Genomic DNA, 16972 nt, shown 5'->3' with positions numbered 1-16972 from the left:
GTTACACTCCACTATTATCCATCAGATTGTCGAATTCTGTCATCTATTTTCGACAAAAAAGCGTATCGCCGATCGGCGATACGCTTCTGCATGACTGAAGAAATACTTAGATTTATACCCCTCCTCCATAACGGTAAACTTCCAGGTTATAATAGATCTCCTGACCGCCATACTGCACTTTCACGATCACACCGAAGTAAGTGAGTCCAGGCGGAACATGAATATCGTATGATCCGTCGGGCTTCGCGATAACGGTTTCTCCATCTGCCATCACGCTAACCGTTGCCGAGGGATTCGCGGTTACGGGTTTGATCGTGACCGTGTTTTCGGATAAACCGATGTTCGATTGGTAAATGGACGGATGTTCGGTGACCGTAGCCCCCTGCAACTCCGTTAATTTCAAATCATCAGGCACGTAATCCAAGAAAAAATAATAATTGTACCCCTCTACTTTGAAAGAGTAGTTGGAGTAAACGGTAGCGACCAGCATATTCAAACCTGGGTTCAAGTGATCCGTCAGATTAAAGGTTCCGCTATCGTTCATCAACCTTATTCCGTTTAAGGTTAGGATGATATCTTCGGACGGGTAGCCGGTGAACGAGAGAGCCAATTTGTTCGTGTTCACTTGTGCAGAGTACTGGGAACCTACTACATTCAGTGAAAGAGGGACTGGCACTTCCCCGGAAATATCCTTAAGATTCACGAAAGTGGTATTGTCGTATAATACTGGTTCTGTATCGTCCCGAACCACGACCAGGTCGGTCATGTATGTTTGTCCGCTCACGACGGTTTTAAGAACGAAATGATTGACGCCCTCGTCCAAACCGATCGGTTGATACAGCCAACCTTCCCCTCTCAATTCACCAAGAAGCGTTCCGTCGGAGCGGTACAAGCTTGCGCTAGTCGTTGAACTATCCTGGAAGAGAAGCTTGAGTTTGAAATTCTCCGGTTCATACGTAGCTTCCGTGACGGAAACATAGTACCGGTCGCTGTCTTTCACTTTGTGCCACATTACATCGGCTCCGTCGACTACCGCATACCACTCCGCAATGCCTTTCGGCAAAATGCCGTTTTGAAGGATAAGGGTCTGAGGCGCGCCGATGACGTTATGATCCGTGTCGTACATCGTTAAAGATAAGTAAACGATTCCGGTTGGCAGATTGCTAAGAACCAGCCTTTGTCTGTCGGAATAAGGCACGGAGTTAACAGTGCCGCCTTCATAGTTGACGACAGCCGAATCGATCCCGTACAAATCCAAAGTAAGCTCTTCCGAATAGTTTTGTAAAACGGACTGGAACGTGTTGACTCCGCTCGGTTCCCACTCAACGTATGCTTCGGTATCGTTTCTGGTCGTCCAATCCGTCAAGCCGTCCGGCAATATAGACCGATAAACCTGGAACGTATAATAGACGAGACTGCTATTCGTCGGATCGGTGGATAACCGGACGCCGACCGTAATAGAATTGGAAATCTGACTCAAGGAAAGCCCGTATATCCCTTCCGTATCCGGACTTACCGTCGTGCCGTTTACGGCAACGGAGCGAATGACGGAACCGGCTTGCGCCACGGGTTTCACTTTCATGAGCAGTCCGTTGGCGGGTACGTTAAACGAGGGATATGCCAATTGAACCGGATCAAACGCAAGCATGTCCGGTCCAACCGTACGGAATCCTCCCGTTGCGGTTGGGTCGTAGTATTGCATGTTGATGGAGCTTAACACGCCCCAAGTCCCCTCCGCCATCCATTTCGCATAAAGCGTGATGTTGCCGGTGATCGGTGTCGTAGAGAAGACGAACGGGATCGTCAGTTCTATATCTTGATACCAGCCCGCGAACGAATAGCCTGACTTCGTCGGAGCGGTCGGCTCCACGGCGATCCCCCCATGGTTCACCGTCTGGCTCTCAATCACTGAACCGCCGTTGCTTTCGAAGGTTACCGTGTAGCTGTTCTTCGTCCATTTTGCATAAAGCGTGATGGTACCGGTGATCGGCGTCATGGAGAAGATGAATGGGATCGTCAATTCCGTATCTTGATACCAGCCCGCGAACGAATAGCCTGACTTCGTCGGAGCGGTCGGCTCCATGGCGATCCCCCCATGGTTCACCGTTTGGCTCTCAATTGCCGAACCGCCGTTGCTTTCGAAGGTTACCTTGTATTTCGGGATAGAGACGATAGGAGTATAGCTGACGAATTGCGTAAAATGCTTTGTCCAGATCGCCAGATCGCTTCCTGCCGTGATCTTAGCGTCTCCACCATTGCCAATTCCGTCCGCGACAGCCTGCGAATCTGCAGTAAGTGTTGTCGTGATCTCATTGAATTGGCCAGCTCGCACAAATCCAGCCGATTTACCGCCTTGCCCAGGAATCAGCAAACGCACCGCCTTGTCGAAAATCAGCGAATCATTCGATGAACCAACCTCGATAACGGCGCTTACGTTGCCGCCCGTGACCGGTACGCTGGCGGCAGCTAATAACCGGGGCAGTTGGATGATGCCGTCCCAGCCGGCAGGACCGGAAACCATCGTTCCGGCTGGAATCGTCAGACCTATTTCACCGAGGGAGGTGGATGCCTGTACTTCGACCAAAGGAAGAGTCGCGGTCTTCCTATCACCTATCATAGTCGTTGAAACGGCAATCGAGGCATCCGTTACATTCGCTGGGACGAAAATGCTGACAGGATCGTTCGATACCGTAATTGGAGATCCTGAACCTGCCGTTTGCAAATCAACCCGTGTGACCTTTACGGTATAGGTTTTCGTTGTGCCGTTTTGCGCCGTGACAACAATCGAAATCGTATTGCTGCCTACATTCAAATTGATCGCACTGCTATTTAAGCCGCTTTGAACGGCTGCGCCGTTTACCTTAATCGTCGCGTGCGATTCGTTTGCCGTCAGCATCAGTTTTACCGAGTCAACGCTATTCGCTACTCGTGTAGAATAATCCGTCGTTCCAGAAGCAAATGTTGGACTAAGCGCAACGGAGACGTTTCCGTTTGCGTTTGTCATGGACAAACCGGACAAAGTCGCGTCGTTTGAAGGAGCAGAGCTCGGGCTCGGGTCCGAGCTCGAGCCGGAGCTTTGATTTCCATTTGCGCTCGGATTTCTGCTTGGTTGCGAAGCGGCTTGATCCCGCTCGAATCTTTCTTTTTCCGTTTCGGAAAGCTGGCTCAAGTAGCCGCTCAATGCTTTGGCTTTCTTCTGCTCTTCCGTTAACTCGTTCGCTTGATGAAGTGCATTGCGTTCCGTTTCCAGCTTTTTGAGGAGTTCCTCGTTTTTCGCGCGCTCTTCCTCTTCTTTCGCTCTACGCTCTTCCGCGGCTCTCCGCGCTTCCTCTTCTTTCCGCCTCTGTTCTTCTTGTTTGAGCCTCTCTTCGTCCGTGAGCTGAAGCTCATCCTTCTTCAAATCGACGGTGATACCGGTTTGCTCCTGAACCTCTTTGACGAGCTGATTCACCCGTTCTTGCGAGATCACGCCGGAATCTACGGCTTGGCCGACAATGGCTCCGAGCAAGTTTTCAATGTTCTTCTTACGGCGCTCTTGTTCAGACGAGCTGTCGTTACCGTATTGGTCTATGTATTGGTCCATTTTCTGATTGTTTTCTTTGATGATTTCCCCTGCCGCTCTCACGATCGCTTCGACGATCGACTTGTCGCTTTGGTCCATCAGCAGCTCCAAATCGACGGGAGCAATCGTAATTTCCTTGTCTCCTCGGGAATCTTCCGAGATCAAGGCGTTTTCGGTCGGGTACACGTCGCGCCGGTCCGGGTTGTCATGGTCTGTCGTCTGGGTCGATACGACACCGGCTGCAACGGTCAGAAACGTCGAGCCGGAAACCGGATCTACGCTCACGAGCAAGTGGGTTCCCCGCACCCCCATGATCGCGGTCGGCGTCTCCAACGTAAATTCGTCGTTTTTGGTGGCGATCGATTTGACGTCGACCCAAGCCGAACCGTTGAACATGCTTACCTTCGTACGCGTTCCTTTACGGTCGGATAATTTGGAAAAAGTAAGAGTCGTGTTCGCGGAAACGGACATCTTATCGTCTTCGGACGTTCCGTTCGCGAACTGCAGGACGGCCGAGCTGCCTGCTCCGGTCGTCAAGACATCGCCCTCGTTCAGGCTCATTCTGGCAAATGCTTTGAACTGCTTGGATCCTCCCGCTTTCTTGACTTGCACGGTTCCCTTCAATTCTTTGATAACGGCCACGCGCGAAGTGGCAGCAGATGCTTGTCCCGAAAAATGGCCTAGAAACGGCAATATGACAAGTATAAATGCCATAAATTGAATAAGACTTTTGCGGAATGTCATGAACGTCACTCCCTAACTACTATTTTTTCTATTATCTACCATTAGGTCGAAAATTGTCACTACAGGGTTTCGACAAAAAAGCGTATCGTGTTGTCGATACGCCTAAAATTGAATATCAAGTCGGAAGAGTGGGGCGGAAAATCATGAAAGTATATTCAAGCGTTTTATGGTCTTGGGATTCAACGATTACTTTGACTGCGTTATTGCCGTAGTTCAACGGAACGGTGAAGTTGCCTGAAGAATCCCTTGTACCTGTATAATCCGTACTGCCATTGGTGACTTTTATCACGGTTCCGTGGGCGGCTACAGGTTTAAAGACAATGGTTTGGTCTGAAGCAGAAACTCTGTACCAATAGTTCAGTACGATCGGACTAAAATCAAAGTTGAAAAGATCCGGGGAGGACGAAACCGTCCCGCTAATCTCGCTTAAAGTCGCGTCTCCTGCTGCTCCCAGAAAACCGCGGCGATCGATTGTGTAATAATAAGTTACATGTTTCGACCAGTCTGACGAATAAACAGTCACTTCCAGCTTATGAACCGTTGTGGTTAAAGGTAAAGTGTACTCACCAGAAATAGATGCAGAAACGATCTGATCGTCATACTCGACAGAGATCGGCGAGTTGGCAAAGGCGGGATCCACTCTCAAACGGAGCTCGGTCGCCGTTACATCGGTAAAGGTGTAGTTCATAACGCTCGGACTAAATCCATAGTCCGGGACTTCGCTAAACCAAATCCCGTCGACCTCGGAACCGTTAGCTCCTGAAGCTTCCCGAATCATTTGTATCGAGTAAGTCATCTCTTTCCCGTCCACTGCCGATACGTGAATCGTGATGATGTTTTCCGATCCGACGTTTACGTGAATAGGACCTGACTCCGTATTGTTGGCAACCGATACCCCATTCACGGTAATCGATGCCGTGTTATCTGCTGCAAAGGGCTTCACGGACACATAATAAGTGGCACCCGTTACGGTAGCCGAGTACGTTTCTACATCTGGTTTAAATCCGGTGATCTCGAATCCGGTTGTAGACAACGATTGCAACTCAGCGCTTACGCCTTTGTAAATATAAACTTCATAATAACCGCCATATATTTCGGTAGATCCTTCCACTAGGGACAAGCTCCGTCCGGGCGAGTAACTAGAACTCGTGTTGTAAACGATGAATTTATTGCTACCCTGTTGTAAATCAAGATCGTACTGATTCGTTCCAGACGCATCCAATTTCTCGCCATTGGAATTATAGACGATCCATTTCCCTTGGACATCGTTCGTCGTAAAGTTCATCCGAGCCGTAGACATCTCCGCGGGAACATGGGTTTCAAAAGTATCCGTGGCAGCTGAATAAATGGAAACGTTATTTACCTTCAAGTCAGTCAACTGCGGAGTTGCATATTCTCTATTCATCACGATGCGATAGACATTCAACGGTGACGTACTGTTCCCGTTACTTGGCCTTACTACGACATCATAAACATTCGCGCCTGCACCGACACGAGCATGCGATGGATCGGCAATGAGGGTTCCGTTCCGGTAGATTTTGATGTCATAATCGCTAAGCGAGTGACCTTGCATTGCCTTCGGCGTAATCGACAAGGTCGAAATTTTCGGGTCTGCAATATCATCCTCAAAGTATTGGACCACTGATGCATCATAATCCACCGGGTTATCAGTGTATTTCACTTCAAAACCAGCTAACTTAAGGTTGTCGGTGTTGCCTTTATAAACCGCAAGTTGATAATCTTCTTTCCACTGCGCATTCACGTCTGGCAACGTGTCTTCCAAGTGGAAATTGATATTCGTCATACCGGGTTTCTCATCCGAGTTCCATTTTAAAAGGAAATTCTTATTGTAATCGTATTGACTGACATCGCTCAGGATGGATCCGTTGTCGCCAGTAACAGACCATTTCATTGGTAGTAAGTAATTACCGTATAAGGAAGAAGCGAAAATCCCCGCTTCGGAAACCGTATCATTCAGATTGGTGACGAAGTTGCTCGGACCGGTTTGGACGATGGGAGTATTCCCACCGGCATACCATCCCAGATGGAATGGAAGTACCGCCTTCTGAACGCTCAGAAACGCGATTTGAGGGATCGATGTTCCATCTACCGAATTAGGAATGAGAACCAATGCGTACAGGTTTGGTCCGTTAACAGGCAGCGGAACCGTATCCGTTGATCCGCTGGTTTTCCATGTCGCCACTTCCATGAACGGGAAATACCAGCCGCTTGATGTTCCGCTAACCGAGTTCACAGTCAAGGCGTTCGACATTAGATCCAGTGCAGGTTGGGAAACGGAGTAGCCCGAGTTTAGTTGCCGTGTAGCTTGAGAACTCAGACTCATACCTTTATACAAAGAGTAGACCCTAGCCGTATATTTCGTTTGGTCAAAGTTCAACCTCATGTAGATATCTTGTACGTCTTCTGTAACATTCGCTAGCAAAAACTCATGAGAACTGGTGGCGCTCGGTTCGGGATCAGGGAGATTCATCTTTGTCCACTGGATGGGATTGCCGCTCCCGTCGGTCGTTGCCCAGCTGCTAATGAAAGACGGGGTTTGAGAACTGCTGCCGGAACCGCCGTTACCGGAACCGCCGTTACTGGAACCGCCGTTACCGGAACCGCCGTTACCGGAACCAGAACCGGCTGTCTCCGAAAGTTTTTTGTTGTCTTCCTGAAAACGTGCCTTGTCTGCATCGGAAAGCTGGCTCTCATAATCGATCAGCGCTTTTTTGTTCTTCTCTTCTAACGCTTTTCGATTGGCTTCTTCCTGCGCTTTGCGTTCCGCTTCAAGTCTCTTGAACAGGTCCTCGTTCTTCGCTCGTTGTTCCGCTTCTTTCTTCTTCTGCTCTTCTGCCGACTTCCGTGCTTCCTCTTCCTTCAGCTGTTGCTCCGCCTGCTTTCGTTTCTCTTCGTCTGTGAGTTGGAGCTCTTTCTTGGATAAGTCTATGACCACTCCGGTTTGAGTCTGGGCTTCCGAGACGAGTTGATTGACGCGGTCCTGGGAGATCAAGCCGGCTTTGACGGCGTTATCGACGATCGCGCCAAGCAGGTTCTCCACGTTGCTTTTCTGCCGAGCCAATTCGTCGGTGCCTTGCGTTCCGGACTGCTCCAGATACTGACCAAGCTTCTCCTTGTTCTCCTTCACGATTTCGCCGGAGGCTCTGACGATCGCTTCGACGATCGATTTGTCGCTCTGCTTCATCAGCATCTCAAGATCGACCGGCGCAATCGTGATTTCTTTATCGCCTAGAGAATCTTCGGAAACCAAAGCATTTTGCGTCGGGTATACATCGCGGTTGTCCGGGTTTTCTTGATCCGTCGTTTGCGTCGAGACGACACCTGCAGCGACGGTCAATCGTGTCGAGCCGGAGACCGGATCTACGCTGACGAGCAAGTGCGTGCCGCGCACGCCCATGATGGCCGTCGGCGTTTCCAACGTAAACTCATCGTTTTTGGAGGCGATGGATTTGACGTCCACCCAAGCCGCCCCGTTAAACATGCTGACTTTCGTGCGAGTCCCTTTACGGTCCGACAGCTTGGAGAAGGTTAATGTCGTATTCGCCGCAACGGACATTTTGTCATCTTCCGAAGTACCGTTGGCGAATTGCAGCACTGCGGTGCTGCTCGCGGATGTCGTGAGAATATCTCCTTCGTTCAGGCTCATTCTGGCGAAGGCTTTGAACTGTTTGGAACCGCCGGCTTTCTTGACTTGAACGGTACCCGTCAAGGATTTGATGACGGCAACGCGGGATGTCGCGGCGCTGGCATGACCCGAGAATAGCCCGAGAAACGGAGACAATGCGATAAGAACGGCTAGGAAAGGCATGAGTCCTTTTCGGAGCATCAATTGAACATACCTCCATCGGTATACGAATGAATTTTCATGCTGACAGGATAGACTTGTCCTCATTTTGATTATAGAACCCCTATTTCAACCATTTCTGTAATCGACGTCACAAAAATGAAAAGAAAGGCGCCTATGAGCAGGCGCCTGACTCATAGCGGGGCTTAGAACGTTTTGTTTCGAATGACGACAATGCGTGCCTCGTTATCCCATTGGATGTCCAAATCGTTCTGCTCCGCGAAAAATCTCACCGGAAGGAACATGCGGTCTCTCGTGATAAAGGCAGCCGCGTTCAAAGTCAGTGTCGTCTTCTCGCCTTTGACCGATTTGACGACCGTATTGCTGCCGTTCTTAACCGTAAACGTAACATCGCCCTTGGTCAGGAACGCTTCACCCGTCTTGTTGTTATTCTTCACGGTATAACCCAAGGATTCCGTAACGGCTCTTACCGGGAGAAAAATATAATTCGATCGGTTTTGTGCCGGAACATCCGAAGATAGCAGTTTGCCATTCAACAAAACAGGGATTGTGCCAGTCGGCAGGTTGGCCGGTTTGGCATATTTCTGCAGCACGCGAACTTTGTTGCCGTACTCGTCGGCAATCGCCAGTCTTCCGTCTGCCAATACGGTAACGTCCGTCGGGTGATTAAATTGGGCAGACCCGGTGAGGCCGTCGGTTTGCCCGAATTCGGTTCCGACTCCGGCGAGCGTGGTAACCTGGCCTGATTTGATCAGACGGATGGCATGATTCAAGCTGTCCGCAACGACGACGGTGCCGTCTGAAGTGACGGTCAACCCTTCCGGCGCGTTGAAACGCGAAACGGATGCTGCGCCGTCCACGTAATCGCCTTCCACGTAGGAGGCTTGCTTTCCGTAATTGCCCCCGCCGGCTACGGTCGTGACTTGGCCGGTAGAGAAATCGATGTAGCGAATCCGTTGATTTCCGCGGTCGCTAACGTACAAATTCCCCTTGTCATCGACTGCCAAGCCGCTCGGTTCGTTGAACTTGGCGGTTGCGATCGGACCGTCGAGAAAATCCCCTGCATCTTCTACCGCCCCCGGGAAGTATTCCACCACCCGGGTGGAAGGAGCCGTCAAAGTCGTGACCCTACCGTCTGCCGCCGCGATTTTCCGGATGGCGTGGTTTAACGTATCCGCCACGTATACGTTGCCTCTTGCATCGACGGCAACGTCCGAAGGATGATCGAACGTGACCTCGGATCCGATTCCGTTGGTCAAGCCGATTTTGCCGTTTCCGGCCAGCGTGGTGACTTTGCCTTCTTTGTTGATTTTGCGGATCGCGTTGTTGCCCGTGTCCGCAACGTAGACGTTGCCTTGCGAATCGATCGCCAACCCGGACGGTTGTTGAAACGCGGCCGTGGATAAAGCGGCGTCATGGAAGGCGCCGATGGGCAATCCTGCGTCGTCTTCACCCAGGGTAAGACCGGCGTAAGCGGACACTTGCTCGGCAGTCAACGTGCGGAGCAAATGATTGCCGTTATCCGCTACGAGCAGTTTTCCGTCCGGCAAGCCGACTACCGAGCGCGGATGGAAGAAACTTGCCGTTTTGACCGAACCGTTCGCGTGACCCCAATCCGATTTCCCGGCCCAGGTGCGAATCTCGTAAAGCTTGGAAGAGGTTGTCCAACCGGTATCGGCCGCCGCGAAAGAAGAGGTTGCCCAAGATAACGCTAACGTAAGACCCAAAGTCAAAGACGTAACGTTTTTCAGCTGTTTTTTCATGTTAAGGCTCCTTCATATGGTTTATTTTCATAAGAATATGTATTGGGGATCTGCGCATTGCTTCTCATTTTTCGAAACTTGACACCGGTATGTTTCGCTTAATCTGCCTTCGAAACCGCAGCCTCTTCCAGCGCGCGAGCCCCTTCGAGCTTGCCCAAAACCTCGTACACGCGGATCGGATGGGATTTGCCCTTGAACATCCGGTCCTCTCCTTCATCGAACGAGAAATAGTCCTTTGCCAGTTCATGCACGTGCTCCGATACGTGGATCTGCCCTTTCTTCGTCTGCGACTCGATCCGGGCCGCGATGTTGACGTTGTCTCCGATCGCCGTGTAGTCGACCCTCAGGTAGGAGCCGATGTTGCCGACGACGACGTTGCCGGTATGGATCCCGATGCCGACATTGACCTCCACGCCGTATCTCTCCAAGATCTCGTCGCGAATCTTTTTCATCGATTGCTGAATCTCGTAAGCCGTCTTGACCGCCATGACCGCGTGATTCTCCACGTCGAGCGGCGCGTTGAACAGGATCATCGCCGCGTCCCCGATGAATTTGTCGATCGTGCCGCGGTTGCGAAGCGTCGTCTCGGTGATCATGTTGAACATGGTATTGAGCGTATCGACCAGCTCCGGCGGCGTCAGCTTCTCGGACAGCGGAGTGAACCCGCGGATGTCCAGGAACAGGATCGTGATGTTCTTGGAATCGCCGCCCAGCTTGATGTCGATGTCCTGCGCCACGATTTGCTTGACGAGATCGGGCGATATGTATCGGCCGAATTGCCGGGTTACGAAGCTTTTCTGCGAGCTTTCCAAGTAGGATTTGAGAGAAACGTTCGTTAAGTAAGCCAGCGTGATCGCCAAGATCACGTCTGCCGTCTTCACGACCGTCGTGGACTCTTGATAGTACAAGTACTGGCCGAACAGAATGCCTGCGACCACAGCCAGAAAAACGAGAATCGAGTAAATATTCTTCATTCGCCAAGGGACGAGAATGAACAGCGCGAACAGCAACAGCCCTGCCAAAACTTCGATCCAAACCGCCGTATGATGCACTAACGTCCCTTTCAGCAGCTGGTCGACGATATTCGCGTGAACGTATACGAGCTTCATGTTCTTCTCGATCGGGGTCGTCCCCGAGTCTTGCCCGGCGTCGTCGGATAACCCGACCGCCGTAAAGCCGACGAGCACGATCGCGTCCTTGAACACGCTCGGATCGATCTCCCCGTTCAGCACCCGGCTGAAGCCGACGGTGAGGAAATCGCTCGTCACGTTCTGGTAATCGATCGTTAACGTATTTCGGGCCGACTTCTTTCCGGGCTCGGAGTTCGGGTCCGTCAAGGCGTCATACCGGCTCAGGTCGGCTCCGTACATCTTGGCCGCTTGATACGCGAGGGAAGGAACGACTTCTCCGTCCTTCGTCCGGATTTTCAGCCACGTCTGTCGGATCACCGCGTCGTTGCTGATCACCCGGTTGATATGCGCAAGTTCGACATGGTCGGCGATCGTCGGGATCGGCTTGCTGAGGCTGTAGACTTCAGGCCATTCCTTCGGATTGACCGTGATCGTATTGAAGACGTCGCCTTCCGTATTGCCGACGACCGGCAAGATCACGTTGTTATATTGCGAAAGCCCTTCCGCGAATGCGGCATCGCTGTCGGCGTTCGATTCCTCGTTGAACAGGACGTCGAACGCGATTGCCTTGGGCTCGCTGCCCGGCTGGTTGATCATATCCAGAAATTGCGGATAGACGGCGCGGTCCCAGGGAAATCGGCCCAGCTCCTGAAGCGATTCGTCGTCGATCGCCACCACCACGATGTGCTCGTCCGGATGACCTTGTTTGGCCTCGGTCATGTTGTAATCGAGCAGCAGGTTGTCGATGCTGCGCAGAAAGTGGCTTTGGTAAATCAAAGCAAGCGCAATGAGAACGACCGCGTTCAGAACGATGGCAATCCGCTTAATTTTTTCCCGCAATGGTTATCCCCGCCTATGTAAATCGTACCAGTCCCATTCTCGATTATAGCTTACAATCTTAAATTTTTGTTTAAATTACGTAAAATCATGACGAAACATGACGACAGTCATAATCGATATGACAAAAAACCCCCGCCTGGGTCGTTAGACCTAAGCGGGGGTTTCTCGTTCGCATAGCCTATTACTTGTTAAAAGGGGCGTCCGCAACTTTGATGGAATCGGTCGGGCAGCCGTCAGCCGCATCTTGCAGATCGTCATACAAATCTTCCGGAATTTCCGTATTTCCGTGGTTGCCGTCGCCCTTGAAAATGACTTCGGCAAGGCCTTCATCGTCGTAATCGTAAATGTCGGGAGCCGTTGCGCCGCAAGCGCCGCATGCGATGCAAGTGTCTTTCTCTACCCAAGTAAACTTGGCCATCGGATACCCTCCTAAATTCTGATCCGTCGGTTTCTGTGTCAACATTAACCTTCCACTGTCCAATATAATACAAAAGTACGCGGAGATCAAACGAAAATGCAGATGATACCGATCGTTTTCCGTTCTTAATAACCATTCTCACTGTCCGTCGGAACCTCGCAGAAAATCTTTTTCGAGCGACGTTCCCCGAACTTTTTTGTTCCGGATGAGCGCGGACGGGTCGTCTCCCAGCATGCCGGCCGTCAGCAAGGCGCTTTCCCCGAATTTGTCCCGCAGCCGGTCCATGACCGTCACCAGTTTATCCCGCTTCGGCGTTTCCTCGTACGAGAACAAATCCAGCTGCACGGCCGTCTCCTGCTTGGGACTCAGCCCCTGCAGAGTCACGCCCAGCAGGCGAACGGGCTTGCCTTCCTTCCAGTTCGCGTCCATCAGCCGGCAGGCTTCCTTATAGATGACGTCCGGATCGTCGGTGGGAACGCCCAAACCCGCGGCTCTCGTAATGGTTTTCATCGAAGGATCGCGGATTGTGATTTGGACCGTGGAGCACATCATGCCTTGGCGGCGCAAACGCCTGGCCGTCTGATCGGCAAGGTTGAGCAGCACCCGCCGGTATTGGTCCCGTTCGGTCAAATCGGCCGGCAGCGTCGTGGTATGGCCGATCGACTTTGCCGCGTCGGACAGCGGCTGAACCGGCGAGTCGTCAAGTCCGTGGGCCGCCCGCTTCATCCACGCTCCGTAGACGCCGAAACGTTCGGTCAGCATTTTCTCGTCCGCCGCGGCCAGCTCGCCGATCGTGTTGATATTCAGCCTTCTTAGCTTCTCCGCGGTTTTCGCGCCGATTCCGTACAATGTTTGGCAAGGCTTCCCCCAGAGCAAGACGGGAACGTCCCGCCGGCGGAGCACGGTGACCGCGTCCGGCTTGCGCATGTCCGAAGCCATCTTGGCCAGCAGCTTGTTAGGCGCCACCCCAATCGAGCAAGGCAGCGACAACTCCTGGCGCACGCGTTGCCGGATCGTCTCGGCAATCTCGACCGGCGTGCCGAATTGCCCGCTCCCCGTAACGTCGAGAAAGCATTCGTCGATGGACACCGCCTCCACGAGGGGCGTAAAGTTCCCCGCGATCTTCATGAACGCCCGGCTGTATTTGCGGTAGAGATCGAAATCCGGCGCGATCAGTATCAGGTCCGGGCACGCCGCCATCGCCTGGCGCACCGTCATGCCGGTTCGGACGCCCTTGGCGCGAGCTTCGTAAGAGCTGGTGACGACGATGCCTTTGCGCAGCTCCACGCTTCCGGCCACCCCGGTGGGCTTCCCCTTGTACAATTCGGGCTGTTCGGCGGCGTGCACGGAGCAATAGAACGCGTTCATGTCGATATGGAGAATGTACCTTCTTCCCGTTTCGGTCATCATCGTCCTCCTCCTCGTCCGCGCGAACACCCATTCGTCAATTCCATTATAATAGCCCTCGCAAGAAGGCGGCAACAAAGACGTGCGCTCTCTACATTTGCGGCTCCGCGTGCTATAATAGTTTCACCTGTTCGAGATCAAGGAGGAAGTTCGTTTTGGGCATGTCAACACCGATCACCATCTTCGACACAACGCTCCGCGACGGCACGCAAGGCGAAGGCATCAGCCTGACCGCGGAAGACAAAGTGAAAATCGCCCTGAAGCTTGACGCGCTCGGCGTCCAATATATAGAAGGCGGTAATCCGGGCAGCAACGGCAAGGATATCGAGTTTTTCCGGAGAATCCGCGAGATGAACCTGCGGGCCAAATTGACCGCGTTCGGGAGCACCCGCCGCAAAAACTCCCGGTGCGAGCAGGACATCAACCTCAAGCACTTGACGGAATCGGGCGCGCAGGCGGCCACGCTCGTCGGCAAGACATGGGATTTCCACGTGCATACCGCGCTGCAGACGACCTTGGAAGAGAACCTCGCCATGATCCTCGAATCGCTCGCCTTCGTGCGCAGCCGCGGCATGGAGGCTTTGTTCGACGCCGAGCATTTCTTCGACGGATACAAAGCGAATCCGGAATACGCGCTGGCCGCCTTGCGGAAAGCGAAGGAAGCCGGAGCCTCCTGGATCGTGCTCTGCGATACGAACGGCGGAACGCTGCCCGAGGAGATCCGCGACATCGTCTCGAAGGTCGTAGCCGAGATCGACGCCCCCATCGGCATCCATACGCATAACGATTGCGAGCTGGCCGTCGCCAACTCCTTGGCCGCCGTGGCCGCAGGCGCACGGCAGGTGCAAGGGACGATCAACGGATATGGGGAGCGTTGCGGCAACGCCAACCTGTGCTCCGTCATTCCGAACCTGCAGCTCAAAATGGGGTACCGCGCCGTCAGCGACGAACAGCTCAAAATGCTGACCAGCGTTGCCCGGTACGTCAGCGAAATCGCCAACGCGCATATGCCCGTGGGCCAGCCTTACGTCGGCAACGCGGCGTTCGCCCACAAGGGCGGCATCCACGTTTCCGCGATCATGAAGGACTCCAAGACCTACGAACACATCGAACCCGAGCTCGTCGGCAACAAGCAGCGGGTGCTGGTCTCGGAGCTGTCCGGCCAGAGCAATATTCTTTCCAAGGCGCAGGAGCTCGGCCTAGACGTAAATGCGGAACAGGCTCGCTCGCGGGAAGTGATCGAGCGGATCAAGGAGCTGGAGCATCAGGGCTACCAATTCGAAGGCGCGGATGCATCGCTCGAGCTGCTGCTCCGGGATGCCTATGGGGATACCCAGGACATTTTTACGGTCGAAAGCTTTAAAATGATGGTGGAAAAGACGGCGGCGGGACTTGTCTCGGAAGCGATCGTCAAGCTGACCGTGGGCGGACAGCAAGCGTACACCGTTTCGGAAGGCAACGGGCCGGTCAACGCGCTGGACAATGCCCTGCGCAAAGCGCTCGTTCAGTTTTACCCGGACATCAACCGGATCCATCTAACCGATTACAAGGTCCGCGTGCTGGACGAGAAGGACGCCACGGCCGCCAAAGTCCGGGTATTGATGGAATCGACCGATTTCAAAGACACCTGGAGCACGGTCGGCGTGTCCTCCAACGTCATCGAAGCAAGCTGGGAAGCGCTGATCGATTCGATCCGTTATGCCCTCCTGGGCATGGTGAAGAAGGACGCGGCGCCCGAAGATCAGCCCCGGGAAGAACTCGGCTTGGTCAATCTGTAATAGATCGTATAGCAATACGGGCTTAAAAATGGAAGAGCGCGCAGGTTGGCGGAGTTTAAGCTCGTGGGAGAGGCTTTAACTCCCCGGAGCGCGCAGGTTGGTGAAGTTTAAGCTCGTGAAAGGGGCTTAAAGTCCCCGGAGCGCGCAGGTTGGCGGAGTTTAAGCTCACAGGAGAAGCTTAAAGTACCCGGAGCGCGCTGATTGGCGAAGTTTAAGCTCGTGGGAGTGGCTTAAAGTCCCCGGAGCGCGCAGGTTGGCGGATTTAAGCTCGCAGGAGAGGCTTTAACTCCCCGGAGCGCGCAGGTTGGCGGATTTAAGCTCGTGGGAGAGGCTTTAACTCCCCGGAGCGCGCAGGTTGGCGGAGTTTAAGCTCGTGGGAGAGGCTTAAAGTCCCCGGAGCGCGCAGGTTGGCGGATTTAAGCTCGTGGGAGAGGCTTTAACTCCCCGGAGCGCGCAGGTTGGCGGAGTTTAAGCTCGTGGGAGAGGCTTAAAGTCCCCGGAGCGCGCTGATTGGCGAAGTTTAAGCTCGTGGGAGTGGCTTAAAGTCCCCGGAGCGCGCAGGTTGGTGAAGTTTAAGCTCGTGAAAGGGGCTTAAAGTCCCCGGAGCGCGCAGGTTGGCGAATTTTTAAGCCTGCCTGACCGTCGAAAGTGCCAGGAAAGCCTCGGCCGGCGGAGTTTAAGCCTGCCTGATTGTCGAAACTGCCTGGAATGCATCGGTTGGTGAAGTTTAAGCCTGCCAGACATTAAAGCACCAGCAGTGCCCGGTCGGCGGAATTTAATCCTAAACTTCTTTTTTAACAGCAAAATCCATCCCGCGCCGGGATGGATTTTTTGCTGCTTAACTTTCTTTCGTCGCCTCGTCCAGATACTGTTCCCACGTCGCGAGCGGAATCGTTCCTTCGATCCGCTCCAGGATCCGGCCGTCCCGCCCCACGATAAAGCTCGTGGGATAGGAGAACACTTTATACGCGTCTCCCGCGGTTCCTTCGGCATCGGTCAGCACCGGGAACGTGAAGGCTTTCTCCTTCACGAATTCTCTTGCGTTGCGCAGCCTGTCGTAGTTGGTCGCGTTCACCGCGTACAAATCCATCCGGTCCTTGTACTTGTCGTACAAGGCGACCAAATCGGGCGCTTCGCGGTCGCAAGGACCGCACCAGGAGGCCCAGAAGTTGACGACCAGCACTTTCGCGCGTTCCCCGCCGATCTTGTAGCTCGTTTTCCCATCCAGGCTGGCGAGCTCGAAAGACGGCGCGGCGGAGCCTTTTTTGGGCGCGGACGCGGGCAGCGCCTCCGAGGTCGCCCCCGGGCGCGGCTCCGAGACGCCGCTGGCAGCCGGAGAATCCGAGTCTTTCCCCATCCGGTTGCCGAGCAAGACGGCCGTGACGGCCGCCAGGACGGCAAGGAGGATGATCCAGTTCCGTTTCATATGTCGATACGCCTCGCTCTTGTTCGAATGCCGCAACTTCGGCGGCCTTCCTATTTTACCTCATTTCCGGCGGGCGCA

8 protein-coding genes are annotated in these 16972 nt (G+C 53.4%); 1 reads left to right on the top strand and 7 read right to left on the bottom strand.

Annotated features, from left to right (window positions below; translation table 11 throughout):
* Positions 1–112: 112 nt before the first annotated feature.
* From GE107_RS03400 to GE107_RS03375, 6 genes are all read right to left on the bottom strand, one after another.
* Positions 113–4306, bottom strand: coding sequence for an InlB B-repeat-containing protein (locus GE107_RS03400; RefSeq protein ID WP_219638089.1), 4194 nt, complete (start codon positions 4304–4306; stop codon positions 113–115).
* 115 nt (positions 4307–4421) lie between these two features.
* Positions 4422–8153, bottom strand: coding sequence for a cadherin-like beta sandwich domain-containing protein (locus GE107_RS03395; protein WP_255570203.1), 3732 nt, complete (start codon positions 8151–8153; stop codon positions 4422–4424).
* Between the two features lie 164 nt (positions 8154–8317).
* Positions 8318–9895 (bottom strand): stalk domain-containing protein, encoded by a 1578-nt coding sequence (locus GE107_RS03390; protein WP_219638087.1) that lies wholly within the window; start codon positions 9893–9895, stop codon positions 8318–8320.
* Between the two features lie 98 nt (positions 9896–9993).
* Positions 9994–11865, bottom strand: a complete 1872-nt coding sequence (locus GE107_RS03385) for a CHASE2 domain-containing protein (protein WP_219638086.1) — start codon at positions 11863–11865, stop codon at positions 9994–9996.
* 181 nt (positions 11866–12046) lie between these two features.
* Complete coding sequence (locus tag GE107_RS03380; protein ID WP_219638085.1) at positions 12047–12283, bottom strand: ferredoxin; 237 nt, start codon at positions 12281–12283, stop codon at positions 12047–12049.
* Positions 12284–12421: 138 nt separating this feature from the next.
* Positions 12422–13693, bottom strand: a complete 1272-nt coding sequence (locus tag GE107_RS03375; RefSeq protein WP_370636229.1) for a DNA polymerase IV — start codon at positions 13691–13693, stop codon at positions 12422–12424.
* Between the two features lie 158 nt (positions 13694–13851).
* Here GE107_RS03375 and cimA point away from each other — a divergent pair, with 158 nt between their 5' ends.
* Positions 13852–15468 carry a citramalate synthase gene (gene cimA, locus GE107_RS03370; protein WP_219638470.1) on the top strand — a complete coding sequence of 539 codons (1617 nt, stop codon included), beginning with the start codon at positions 13852–13854 and terminating at the stop codon, positions 15466–15468.
* A gap of 838 nt (positions 15469–16306) precedes the next feature.
* Here cimA and GE107_RS03365 read toward each other — a convergent pair.
* On the bottom strand, positions 16307–16894 hold the full coding sequence (locus GE107_RS03365; RefSeq protein ID WP_219638084.1) for a TlpA family protein disulfide reductase: 588 nt from the start codon (positions 16892–16894) through the stop codon (positions 16307–16309).
* Positions 16895–16972: the final 78 nt, after the last annotated feature.

The organism is Cohnella sp. CFH 77786 (assembly GCF_019400745.1).
In the GTDB taxonomy this organism is placed as follows: Bacteria; Bacillota; Bacilli; order Paenibacillales; family Paenibacillaceae; genus Cohnella.
The sequence above is the reverse complement of the archived record's forward strand: the minus strand, read 5'-3'. Positions and strand labels throughout refer to the sequence as shown.

Coding starts and splice junctions, on each gene's coding strand:
- GE107_RS03400 (WP_219638089.1), bottom strand. CDS start 4,306: ATGACATTCCGCAAAAGTCTTATTCAATTTATGGCATTTATACTTGTC.
- GE107_RS03395 (WP_255570203.1), bottom strand. CDS start 8,153: ATGCTCCGAAAAGGACTCATGCCTTTCCTAGCCGTTCTTATCGCATTG.
- GE107_RS03390 (WP_219638087.1), bottom strand. CDS start 9,895: ATGAAAAAACAGCTGAAAAACGTTACGTCTTTGACTTTGGGTCTTACG.
- GE107_RS03380 (WP_219638085.1), bottom strand. CDS start 12,283: ATGGCCAAGTTTACTTGGGTAGAGAAAGACACTTGCATCGCATGCGGC.
- GE107_RS03375 (WP_370636229.1), bottom strand. CDS start 13,693: ATGATGACCGAAACGGGAAGAAGGTACATTCTCCATATCGACATGAAC.
- cimA (WP_219638470.1), top strand. CDS start 13,852: ATGTCAACACCGATCACCATCTTCGACACAACGCTCCGCGACGGCACG.
- GE107_RS03365 (WP_219638084.1), bottom strand. CDS start 16,894: ATGAAACGGAACTGGATCATCCTCCTTGCCGTCCTGGCGGCCGTCACG.